Source organism: Nitrosomonas eutropha, assembly GCF_003201195.1.
In the GTDB taxonomy this organism is placed as follows: Bacteria; Pseudomonadota; Gammaproteobacteria; order Burkholderiales; family Nitrosomonadaceae; genus Nitrosomonas; species Nitrosomonas eutropha.
Window position 1 is genome coordinate 1 of record NZ_QICQ01000047.1, and the last position, 10,820, is coordinate 10,820.

At 47.6% G+C, this 10,820-nt stretch carries 11 protein-coding genes and 3 tRNA genes; 1 reads left to right on the plus strand and 13 read right to left on the minus strand.

All coding sequences use genetic code 11. The features are described from left to right. The 9 genes from C8R14_RS12230 to C8R14_RS12270 all read right to left on the minus strand — a co-directional run. The coding region (locus C8R14_RS12230) for a GTP-binding protein (RefSeq protein WP_074455448.1) at positions 1 to 89 on the minus strand (89 nt) is incomplete at its 3' end. Positions 90 to 152: 63 nt separating this feature from the next. Beyond that, positions 153 to 227, minus strand: a tRNA-Thr gene (locus C8R14_RS12235). Between the two features lie 35 nt (positions 228 to 262). Beyond that, positions 263 to 336: transfer RNA gene (locus C8R14_RS12240), tRNA-Gly, on the minus strand. Between the two features lie 112 nt (positions 337 to 448). Then, positions 449 to 533: transfer RNA gene (locus C8R14_RS12245), tRNA-Tyr, on the minus strand. Positions 534 to 636: 103 nt separating this feature from the next. After that, a complete protein-coding gene (locus C8R14_RS12250; RefSeq protein ID WP_011634843.1) occupies positions 637 to 2,799 on the minus strand; it encodes a type IV pilus secretin PilQ in 2,163 nt (720 codons plus the stop codon). Further along, complete coding sequence (locus C8R14_RS12255) at positions 2,796 to 3,323, minus strand: pilus assembly protein PilP (protein ID WP_011634844.1); 528 nt, start codon at positions 3,321 to 3,323, stop codon at positions 2,796 to 2,798. The genes C8R14_RS12250 and C8R14_RS12255 overlap by 4 nt, the downstream gene beginning before the upstream one ends. Further along, positions 3,320 to 3,970: a type IV pilus inner membrane component PilO gene (locus tag C8R14_RS12260; protein WP_011634845.1), complete on the minus strand. Its 651-nt coding sequence runs from the start codon at positions 3,968 to 3,970 to the stop codon at positions 3,320 to 3,322. The genes C8R14_RS12255 and C8R14_RS12260 overlap by 4 nt, the downstream gene beginning before the upstream one ends. Next, positions 3,967 to 4,578 carry a PilN domain-containing protein gene (locus tag C8R14_RS12265; protein ID WP_011634846.1) on the minus strand — a complete coding sequence of 204 codons (612 nt, stop codon included), beginning with the start codon at positions 4,576 to 4,578 and terminating at the stop codon, positions 3,967 to 3,969. Before C8R14_RS12265 ends, C8R14_RS12260 begins: the two co-directional genes overlap by 4 nt. Next, positions 4,575 to 5,699, minus strand: a complete 1,125-nt coding sequence (locus C8R14_RS12270; protein WP_011634847.1) for a pilus assembly protein PilM — start codon at positions 5,697 to 5,699, stop codon at positions 4,575 to 4,577. Before C8R14_RS12270 ends, C8R14_RS12265 begins: the two co-directional genes overlap by 4 nt. Positions 5,700 to 5,857: 158 nt before the next feature. Here C8R14_RS12270 and C8R14_RS12275 point away from each other — a divergent pair, with 158 nt between their 5' ends. Further along, positions 5,858 to 8,170 (plus strand): penicillin-binding protein 1A, encoded by a 2,313-nt coding sequence (locus C8R14_RS12275; protein ID WP_011634848.1) that lies wholly within the window; start codon positions 5,858 to 5,860, stop codon positions 8,168 to 8,170. Between the two features lie 287 nt (positions 8,171 to 8,457). Here C8R14_RS12275 and C8R14_RS12280 read toward each other — a convergent pair whose 3' ends face one another. The 4 genes from C8R14_RS12280 to C8R14_RS12300 form a co-directional block, all read right to left on the minus strand. Continuing rightward, entirely contained in the window at positions 8,458 to 9,378 is a 921-nt protein-coding gene (locus C8R14_RS12280) for a histone deacetylase family protein (RefSeq protein WP_011634849.1), read from the minus strand. A 136-nt stretch (positions 9,379 to 9,514) separates the two neighbouring features. Next, a complete protein-coding gene (locus C8R14_RS12290) occupies positions 9,515 to 9,736 on the minus strand; it encodes a type II toxin-antitoxin system Phd/YefM family antitoxin (protein ID WP_011634850.1) in 222 nt (73 codons plus the stop codon). A gap of 188 nt (positions 9,737 to 9,924) precedes the next feature. After that, the gene (locus C8R14_RS12295) at positions 9,925 to 10,161 is read right to left on the minus strand and encodes an addiction module antidote protein (protein WP_242500167.1); all 237 of its coding nucleotides are present in this window, start codon (positions 10,159 to 10,161) and stop codon (positions 9,925 to 9,927) included. Positions 10,162 to 10,171: 10 nt separating this feature from the next. After that, the gene (locus C8R14_RS12300; RefSeq protein ID WP_041353538.1) at positions 10,172 to 10,510 is read right to left on the minus strand and encodes a hypothetical protein; all 339 of its coding nucleotides are present in this window, start codon (positions 10,508 to 10,510) and stop codon (positions 10,172 to 10,174) included. Between the last annotated feature and the right edge of the window lie 310 nt (positions 10,511 to 10,820).

Genomic DNA, 10,820 nt, shown 5'->3' on the forward strand with positions numbered 1-10,820 from the left:
GCCGTTAACGTCGTTTTCCCATGATCCACATGGCCTATCGTCCCTACATTTATATGCGGCTTCACCCGCTCGAATTTACTTTTCGCCATTACGTCTGTTTCCTTTTATTAATGCTTGTATCAGTAATCTAATAACCTGGCTGCAGCATAACTTGGTGCCCATGGCCAGGATTGAACTGGCGACCTCTCCCTTACCAAGGGAGTGCTCTACCACTGAGCTACATGGGCGTATAGAACAAGAACATTTCCTCGCCGTAATGTTGTGGAGCGGGTGAAGGGAATCGAACCCTCGTCGTAAGCTTGGAAGGCTTCTGCTCTACCATTGAGCTACACCCGCTTGTGCCCGGTTCACCTGCCTTACATATTTAAATAAACAGCCGCACTATCTGCAATGACTAGTGCGATCAAATTCCAGCATTACACACATCTCTGATTTTTGTTACCGTGACTGGTGGAGGGGGAAGGATTCGAACCTTCGAAGGCAGAGCCGTCAGATTTACAGTCTGATCCCTTTAACCACTCGGGAACCCCTCCAAAATAGCAGGGCATTATGAACGCTTAGCCTGATCAAGTCAATGCTATAGCATGGGCCAAATACACAAAATTTTTGATACTGTTATTTTGATTGTTTTTCATATCAATTCAATGCGGATCGAATATTATTACTCAAATTCTCGTTCAGGATACGCGGCGTGACGAATATCAGCAATTCTCGTTTATCATCTCGCTTTGCGGTATTTTTAAATAAATTTCCCAGTAACGGCACATCTCCCAGTAACGGGATCTGGTTACGATCCCGCTTTTCGACCTGTTCAAATATACCGCCGATGACAACTGTGCCCCCATTCTCTACCAGCACCTCGGTGACGATTTGCTTGGTATCAATGGCTGGGCCAGCCGGTGTGCTTTCTCCGCGAGTATCCTGATTAACCTGCAATTTCATGATGATATTATCATCAGGAGTGATTTGTGGCGTAACCTTGAGGCCAAGAACAGCTTTTTTAAACTGAATCTGTGGCCGTGTCACACTGATAGTCTGAAAAGGGATTTCCGTACCCTGCTCAATACTCGCCTCCACACGATTAGCCGTAACCAGGCGCGGGCTAGCGATAATACGGCCCTGACTATCCGATTCCAACGCAGAAAGCTCCAGATTAATCAATGTGCCGTTGTTAATCTTAATCAAGCTCAATCCGAGTGCAGCCGGGCCACCCGCGACTCCTGCAAGCGCAGCCGCCGGTAAATTGACGTTAAGATTATCCCCACCAGAAGGTGATATCGTACCAGCAGCCAATTCACTGGAATTACCCAAATTCCCGGAAATACCCAGTCGCCGTCCATTAGTCTGACTCCCGATCCGAGTTGCGTTCTGCACCCCAAAACGAGCTCCCAGGTTACGGCTGAATGTATCGGTTGCCTCGACAATACGGGTTTCAATCATGACCTGGCGCACCTGGGTATCGAGATTGGCCACATGCCGAGCCACCTCTGCAAGCCTGGTGGGAATATCGGTAACGGTCAGCGTATTGCTGATGTCATCAACCTCCACCGAACCACGTTGACTCAGAATACCCTTAAGCGGAATCGAACTGGCAGTCCGATAATTCAGTCTGAATGCTTCCGTTTGCAACACTTCCAACTCGGTTATCTGCTGATTCTGCTCCAGCTGTAATCTTTCACGAGCAGCCATTTCTTCCCGTGGCGCGATAAAAATCACATTACCCACCCTGCGTTTATCAAGATCGCTCGTTTGCAGCACGATATCCAGCGCCTGATCCCAGGGAACATCCTTCAGCCGCAGGGTCAGATTACCTTTAACTGAGTCGCTGGCAATGATATTCAAATCAGTAAAATCAGCGATAACCTGAAGAATTGAGCGAATTTCAACATCCTGAAAATTAAGTGAAAGTTTTTCACCAGTATAACCTCCATCAATCAGCTTTTTGTGAATGGGCATATCATCACCTTCAACTACCGATCTGACTTCTACCGCAAAATTAGTTCCGGTTTGGTAAGATGTATGCTCCCAGCGCCCTTTCGGCTCGATAATCATCTGCACGTTACCATCCCGCGCGATAGTCTCAATTGTCTGTACTGGTGTGGCAAAATCCAGCACATTCAACCGCCGCTCAAGATTGGGAGGGAGGTAAGCCTTCATGAACTCGATAAGCAACCTTCCTCCCTGACTATGCACATTGACTACCGCACCTGGTTGTGACAGCTCCACCTCCACCCTGCCCTCACCTTGTGTACCACGATGAAAATCGATATCCCGCAAGCTTAATTGTGCTTCACCTCTTGCTGGCATGGAAGCTGAAACGGCGGCACGATTGAGTGATTCCCCCAATTCATTGCCCCGGAGCGCTATCAGCAAATCGTTACCTTCCGTGCTGATTTCATACTTAACTGCTTTTGACAAATTCATAACCAGACGGGTACGGCCTTCGGCAGGCACAACATCCATACTCTTTATTACACCACGACCTGATATCTTGCCAGACTCGCCCAGAGCGCTGGCGACCTGCTCCAGATCAAAATAAAGACGATCGGGATCATTCAGCAATACTCCGGCCGGTAGCGTCGCAATCGGTCGATCCAATGTCACTTTAACAATTAAACGACCATCTGTTTGGGCCGTAATATCCAGTGCACGAAGGGTATTTACTGACGTTGATGCAGCTACAACCTGAACGGTCCACGCAACCAGCAGAACACACACCGACACACATTGCCAAGCTCGATGAGCAGCCATGATTATGCAACTCTTGCGCCATTGATTTCCCGTTTTCCAATCTATCATTTTTGCTCCTGAGTTTGCAGCATGAGTACACTGGCCCGTTCAACCCATTCATCCGCACTACCTCGCGTAATCTCTCTCAATTTGACTTCCTCCTCGGAAACCCTTGTAATCAAACCGAAATTCTGCCCAAGGTAATTGCCGGTTTTGACACGGTGCACAGAGTTATCCGGTGCCTTAACCAGGGCAAAAACGTACTCTCCACGCCGTAGCGAACCGACCATAGCGAGGTTTTCCAACGGGAAATTTTCCAGTGCCTCTTTGGGACGTTTCAGATCAGGCTGCAACTCATCTCGATCAGACTTTTCCTGCTTGTTTCTTCGATTACTGAAGGGATCTGGAATTTCGAAAGCCTGATAAACAAAATGCTTCGGTGGCTTGATTTCAGGCAGAGGATCTACCTTTCCTTTCAATCCCGTTCCTGATTCCCTGACGAAAGACTCGAGATCTTCATAGCCCTCCTGAGTGCATGCCGCTGTAAACAGCACCACCATCACAGTCATCCAGAAGCGGAATTGATCGTTCATGACGCTCCCTTTGCATTCTTCTGTTTGTTTTTCTCTGTCATTTCCCTTTTGCGCTCTGCAATTTCCTCATCATCGAGATAACGGAAAGTTTTTGCCGTTGCGTTCAATATCAACTGGCGATCTTTCCCGGGAATGATTTCAATATCCTGCAACGTAACAATACGCGGCAACTGGGCCACATCGCTTGCAAAAGCACCAATATCGTGATAATTACCCGTCACCCTGACAGAAACTGGCAGCTCGGCATAGAACTCACGAACTGTTTCCTTGGCATTGGGTTTGAACAACTCAAATTGCAATCCTCGTCCCAATCCGGCCCGGTTAATATCCACCAGCAACGCATCCAGCTCGGACTTGTTAGGCAACTGTTTCAGCAAGGTACCCAGCGTTTGCTCCACCTCCGCCAATTGCACACGAAAAAGATCAAGATTGACCGCACTATTTTTTTTGGCTATAAAAGTAGCTTTCAACGTATCTTCTTCTTGCTGCACCTGTTCCAGTGCCTCCCACTGCTCCTCCCAATCCAGAAGGTAACCTGCCACCATGAGGGTCCCCAACAATGACGCAAGTGCACCCGCCTTGAGCACAACTGGCCAGCTGCCAGGCTCATTGGGATTGACATGACGTAACTCTTCCAGCAGATTCATGGTTGCCCCGCCGTTGCAGTAATTTTTGCTGCCATCTCGTTTCTTCCGGAATGGCCATCCTCTTCTGGCAACTCGGTCAATTTGACATTCAAATCGAATTCACTAAGCCTGACACCACTTTCGGTAGCTGCCTTAATTTCAATCAACAATGGCGATTCCAGCCAAGGTGATGCATCCAGATGGCGCATCAGCGTCGAGATCCCGGCATTGGACTGAGCGTAACCAGCAAGGTGCAGGTGCTCATTTGTTTGTTTTAAGCTCTTCAGGTAAACCCCCTCTGGTAACTGCCTGGCTACCTCATCCAGCATATGCACTACCTTGATGCGATTTCCCTGCAGCGATTCAACGATCTCCTTGCGTGCCAGCATCTCCTGGATTTTTTCCTTAATCGATTTTATTTCGGTAATTTGCCGATCGAGAACAGCAATCTCATCCCGCAGATACTGATTACGTCCGTTCTGATGATTGATTTTATCCATCACCATTTCATGTACTCCCCAGATAATCAGCACTCCCAGGCCAACAGTAAGACCTGCCAGTACGGCAAACTGTTGCTGAAGCGCCTTACGCTTAAGTTCACGATGTGGAAGCAGATTAATACGTATCATGATGGATCAAATCCTCGCATAGCCAGGCCGCTGGCAGTCAGCAACACCGCGGCATCCATCTTCAGCTGCCGCGGTGCAATCCGGCCGGATAACTCCATGCCGGAAAACGGATTAATCACCTGGGTAATCACCCCGGTACGTTCAGATACGATTTCCTCAAGACCTGGGATCACTGCACACCCGCCTGACAAGGAGATATAGTCAACCTGAGTATGTTGAGTGGAAGTATAAAAAAGCTGTATGGCTCGAGCCACCTCCAGCGCAGCCGTTTCACAAAAAGGCCGCAATACCTCATTTTGATAACTCTCCGGCAGCTTACCGTTGCGCTTGGCTGTCTCGGCTTCTTCCGGAGAGAGATTGAACTGATTCTGGATTTCTTGCGTTAGCTGATTTCCACCAAAGGATAAATCCCGCATATAGATAGAGGTATCATTTAACAGCACATTGATCCGCGTGACGCTCGCGCCAATATCAATGAGCGCAACCACCTTATCTTTTCCCCCATCCGGCAGCTGACTGCCAATCGCTCTGGAAGAAATAGCCTGGGCAGCAAATTGCTCGATATCCATCACCATTACCTTCAGGCCGGCAGACATTGCTGTTGCCACACGATCTTCCACTTTGTCTTTACGAGCAGCCGCCAACAACACCTCCACTTCTTCCGGACAATCTGGAGCCGGTCCAATCACCTGAAAATCAAGATTGACTTCATCCATTGCAAACGGCACATACTGATTGGCTTCTGTTTCAACCTGAAACACCAGATCATCCTCCCGCAAACCTGCAGGTACGTTGATTCTCTTTGTAATAACCGATGTCAGCGGCAGAGCCATAACAATTTTCCTCTGTCGCGTTCCCATTCGTTTCAGGGCATGCTGGAGACTGTCACTCACCTGTTCAATCTGGTTAATACCTCCATCTTGCAGAGCATCCATCGGCAATGGTTCGATAACATAGCGTTCCAAACGATAGGATTCTGGCGCTCCACTTTTTCTGGATAATTCCACTAGCTTAATTGAGGAAGCGCCGATATCCACCCCTAACATTCGGGAGGTACCTGTCAGCATGCCAAAATGGATATCAAAAGATTTCTTCAGTGCCATATCAGCTTTTATTTGCATAATGTTTCGACCAGAAGATTTTTATTCGGATGCAATACTTCAACTGAAGCCGATTCTGACAGGTAAGTGAAAAAATCAATTCATGCAATAACAGTTGATATACCCTTTATAATCTTGTGCTGGATCATTTTTTTACCCACACAACACTCTGCCTTTTAATGTTATTCCGCTGGCTTTTCCGTTTCCTCCTAACTATTCTGGCTGCTGGTTTACTTGCGACGTTGCTCGTGATATTTGCCGCCCTGGTTACGCTACCTTCTTTACCCAGTCTCGATATGCTGACTGATTATCGTCCGAAAATACCCTTGCGGATTTACAGCGCTGATGGTTTGCTGATTGGGGAGTTTGGTGAAGAGCGCAGGGATTTTGTAAAAATAAATGAGGTACCAGAATCTCTTAAACAAGCTGTGCTGGCAGCTGAAGACGATCGTTTTTACCAGCATTACGGGGTAGATTACATAGGTGTTTTGCGCGCCATTTATTCAAACTTCACGGCGGGCAGCACCCTCCAGGGCGCAAGCACCATTACCATGCAAGTGGCACGCAACTTCTTTCTGACCAAGGAAAAAACATTTACCAGAAAATTCAGCGAGGCATTACTGGCTTTTAAAATTGAACACAGCCTGGGAAAAGATCGCATTCTTGAGTTGTACATCAACCAGATTTACCTCGGGCAACGCAGCTATGGCTTTGCTACTGCAGCACAATCTTATTTTGGTAAAAAACTGTCTGATATTAATTTGGCTGAAGCGGCCATGCTGGCCGGGCTCCCTAAAGCACCTTCACGCTACAATCCGATTGCCAACCTGGAACGCGCAAAAATACGACAACAATATGTGTTGCGGCGGATGTATGAGCTCAACTATATTTCAGCCGACCAACTCGCGCTAGCAAAGAAAACTTCTATTGCAATTCATCGCCAGGTAAAAGTATTTGCCATGCCGGCTGATTACGTCGCAGAGATGGTGCGTCAGGTTGTTTACAATCGCTATCGTGAAGAAGCCTATACCCGTGGGATCAGGGTTTATACCACGCTGAGAAAATCTGATCAGGAAGCAGCCTACCGTGCGCTGCGCAAAGGAGTAATAGAATATGACACCAGACATGGTTACCGCGGCCCGGAAGCATTCCTGAAACTGCCAAAAGATCTCAAGGATCATGAAGCGCTGCAGGATATCATGCAAAATATCAGCAACAGTGATGATATTTTGGCAGCCGTTGTCCTGTCCGTAACACCCGGTGCTGTTGAAGCCTCCCTCAAAAATGGGGAAACAATCCGGATTACGGGAGATAGCCTGAAAGTAGCCAGCAGGTACCTTGGCAAAGATCCAAAGGTTACCGAAAAGCGAATACGCCCCGGTGCTCTGATTCGAGTAAAAAAGACAGAAAAAAACAGCTGGCAAATTACTCAATTACCTGAAATAGAGGCCGCTCTGATCGCAATAGATCCAAACAATGGCGCGATTCGCGCATTAGTAGGCGGGTTTGACTATAACCTCAACAAATTCAATCATGCCACCCAGGCCTGGCGTCAACCCGGATCAAGTTTCAAACCGTTCATTTATTCCGCAGCACTTGAAAAAGGCTTTACTCCGGCCACCATTATTAATGACGCCCCACTGTATCTGGGACCTGATCAGACTGGTGGCAAGGCTTGGGAACCCAGGAATTATGACGGCAAGTTCAGCGGCCCGATCAGAATGCGCACAGCATTAACTCATTCGAAAAACCTCGCATCCATCCGTATTCTTCAGGCGATTGGGCTATCCTACGCACAGGACTACATTACACGCTTCGGCTTCGATAAAAAACATCATCCAGCAGTTCTTCCCATGGCGCTTGGCGCCGGATCGGTCACGCCGATGCAATTGGCCGTTGGCTACGCTACTTTCGCCAACGGGGGATACCATATTCCTCCCTACTTCATTGAACGAATTGAGGATGAGCACGGAAAAATTATTGAGCAGACACGCCACACCACTGCAAGCCAGAACGCCAAGCAGGTTATAGATCCACGCAATGCATTCCTGATGACAAACATGATGCAGGATGTTGTCCAAAGAGGAACTGCCGCCCGGGCAAGAGCACTTGGCCGCAATGATATTGCCGGGAAAACGGGAACTACCAGCAACGCCTTCGATGCCTGGTTCTGCGGTTACCAGAAAGATCTGGTGGCGGTTACCTGGCTGGGCTTTGATGATCCCAAATCCATGGGAAACAGAGAAACCGGAGGGCAGGCAGCCTTACCTATCTGGATCAACTATATGGCCAGCGCACTTAAATCAATACCTGTCACAAAAATATCTCCTCCAAAAGGTATTGTTACGGCCAAGATTAATTCAGAAACAGGCTTGAGGGATCCATTCGGGACGCTCAATGAATACTTCTTCCAGGAACAGCTTCCGCCGGAAACAGATTATTCTTTCCAGGACCCTGGTTTTACGGATCAAATGGAAGACTGGCTGTTTTAAATCAGAGAGCAGTCGAGTGCAGGAGTATTTGCGCGGTTAACCCTCTTCTACCAGAGCTCCGTAAAGCCAATAAATTCAGCAAGATAGATACAACGAACAACTGCCTTAAATGTCCGTCCAGATCAGGCCGATAAAGGCGGTATGGTGAAGGAGGTTCAACATTCAGCAGCTTCCCGATTGAGGCTTCCTTGAACCAGGGAAATTCTTTGAAGGGTACACAGACTTCCCGAAAAACGGCAAGCTTAGCAAAACCCGTGGTCTGCCCCCTACCCCCTATTACTGGCCTATTATTCTGCTAATGTTCTGATATGTGTAGTCACACTTCTTCCCAATGCGCCCAACGCATATCCGCCTTCCAGCACTGAAACAATTCGGTTTTGTGCATGTTTTTCAGCAATAGCCATTATTTGCCTGGTAATCCAAACATAATCTGCTTCAACCAGATTTAATTGCGCCAGCGTATCTTCCCGGTGGGCATCAAACCCAGCCGAAATAAAGATAATTTCCGGTTTGAATGCTTCCAGTGCCGGCAGCCAATAATGCGTTACCGCTACACGGAACGCTTGTCCATTCGTATGTGCAGCAAGCGGTACATTAATAATGTGATCACCCCCGCTATCAGTGCCGCAATACGGATAAAATGGGTGCTGAAAAGTGGAGCAAAACAAGACACGCGGCTCATCCTGAAAAATATCTTCAGTACCATTGCCGTGATGCACATCAAAATCCACAATTGCTACACGTTGCAGACCATGATGCGCCAAAGCATGTGCTGCGCCAATCGCCACATTGTTAAAAAAACAAAATCCCATTGCCTGATTGCGCGTTGCATGATGTCCAGGTGGACGAACGGCACAGAATGCATTTTTCACCTGCTTGTCGATGACCAGATCCGTCGCCAGAACAACTGCACCGGCTGCATAATAAGCCGCTTCCAGGGTAAAAGGATTCATCGCAGTGTCATTATCAAGACAAACCAGGCCTTGCTGTGGTGCAGCTGATTTGATCTCATGCACATAGCTTTCCGTATGAGCTCGCATCAACTGATCATCGGTTGCACGTGGCGCTTCATATTGCTGTAAACGTGGCAGCGTATCGGTGGCAACAAGCTGTTCCTGAATGGCCAGTAATCGTTCCGGACATTCTGGATGGCCATGTTTCATATCATGCTTCAGATAAATCGGATGTGTAACAAAGGCAGTAGTCATGGAAAACCTTCACAAGGGATGAAGGCTCGGGCACTTACACAACAGATTTTACAGTCTCGCAGCTGGGCGGTCCGTGGCAGATAGTCAAAGCCATTTGCTGCTACCCACAGCAACAGATGAGTATCCAGCAAAAGCTTCATACGCCCTCTTCAAATAGCCTTGCGATTTCCGTTTCATCCATCCGATCAAAATCATCCGGTACATGGATTTGCCCAGCCATAAAATCAAACCGCTTAATCTGAGAAGGCTCCGATGCCCGGAGCGCAACAACCTTGGCCATCGGTTTGCCAGCCTTGGCAGCTTGTTCCCCCAACCGGGATAATTGAGTTTTAGCGTCGTGAATATTGTATATCCGCATCGTGCTCTTCCAATTAAACTTAGTTCAACTAACTTAGCTTATACCAACTTGGTTTCTCGTTCTATCCTGTACTCGTACATTCGTTTGGAACAGATGTATTTTGAGGGGATAGGGCGCTTGCGAAATGGTGTAGCCACTCGCAGCAATCCAGGGCCATTGAAGATACGCAAATCGGCGCACCAGGTAGATTAATTTACGTGAACAGGCTCAATATGAAATTTCAGGTTAAGCGCTTTGATAACCTTAATTACTGTAGAGAATTCCGGATTTCCGTCAGGAGACAAAGCCTTATAAAGCCCTTCACGAGTCAGGCCGGTTTCACGAGCAAGCCAGGTCATTCTGCGGGCACGGGTAATATCACCTAATGCAGCACGAATGAGACTGCCGTCACCCGGATCTTCTTCCGTGCAGGCCTCAAAATACAATTTTAGGTCTTCATCTGTTTTGAGCTGTTCTAGCCACAACAGGCAATCCAAAATTGCGTATCTTTTGCCTCAACTGAAGTACTGCGGCATTCCACGCATAATTCATGGCGCCATCAAATAAGCCAGTGCTGACGGCTACACACATACGAGCCATGAGCTCACCTCTTAATTCAGGTGGTATTTCTCGTAGCTCTCTTGGCAAATCTCTCCATGCGTACTCGATTTCTTCGGCGCTCGCCAGCACTTCTCGTGGAATTCCAAGCGAAGCTGTCAGCTCTGCTATTGCTGGAAGAATAGTCGTCGGAAGCGACGGTAATACTGGCTCTTCCTTTTTTAGGAGATCGCTCATATATTCCTTGGTTTGAATTCCGGGTACAGCTAACGCAATATAACGACATTCTGCCCAATAACCCCGCATGCAATGTCGTATAACTCTGAAACAGGTTAATTCTCATCACGTATTCCAATTAAATATTCATCCGACACGACAATTGATCAGCTTAAAAACTACCTGACCAGATACTACAAGAGAGAATAAGGTGTAATGACATGGTTTAATAAACCGGACAGTCCAGTTAAGAGAAAATAACCTTAACTGGAGGAAGCAATGGAAACGAGAAAGCAGTACACAAAAGAGTTCAAACTAGATGCCATCAGTC

Bases quoted from the DNA above. Each gene is read 5' to 3' on its own strand.
- C8R14_RS12265 (WP_011634846.1), bottom strand. From the start codon at position 4,578: ATGATACGTATTAATCTGCTTCCACATCGTGAACTTAAGCGTAAGGCG.
- C8R14_RS12255 (WP_011634844.1), bottom strand. From the start codon at position 3,323: ATGAACGATCAATTCCGCTTCTGGATGACTGTGATGGTGGTGCTGTTT.
- C8R14_RS12300 (WP_041353538.1), bottom strand. From the start codon at position 10,510: ATGAGCGATCTCCTAAAAAAGGAAGAGCCAGTATTACCGTCGCTTCCG.
- C8R14_RS12275 (WP_011634848.1), top strand. From the start codon at position 5,858: ATGTTATTCCGCTGGCTTTTCCGTTTCCTCCTAACTATTCTGGCTGCT.
- C8R14_RS12270 (WP_011634847.1), bottom strand. From the start codon at position 5,699: ATGCAAATAAAAGCTGATATGGCACTGAAGAAATCTTTTGATATCCAT.
- C8R14_RS12250 (WP_011634843.1), bottom strand. From the start codon at position 2,799: ATGATAGATTGGAAAACGGGAAATCAATGGCGCAAGAGTTGCATAATC.
- C8R14_RS12280 (WP_011634849.1), bottom strand. From the start codon at position 9,378: ATGACTACTGCCTTTGTTACACATCCGATTTATCTGAAGCATGATATG.
- C8R14_RS12260 (WP_011634845.1), bottom strand. From the start codon at position 3,970: ATGAATCTGCTGGAAGAGTTACGTCATGTCAATCCCAATGAGCCTGGC.
- C8R14_RS12290 (WP_011634850.1), bottom strand. From the start codon at position 9,736: ATGCGGATATACAATATTCACGACGCTAAAACTCAATTATCCCGGTTG.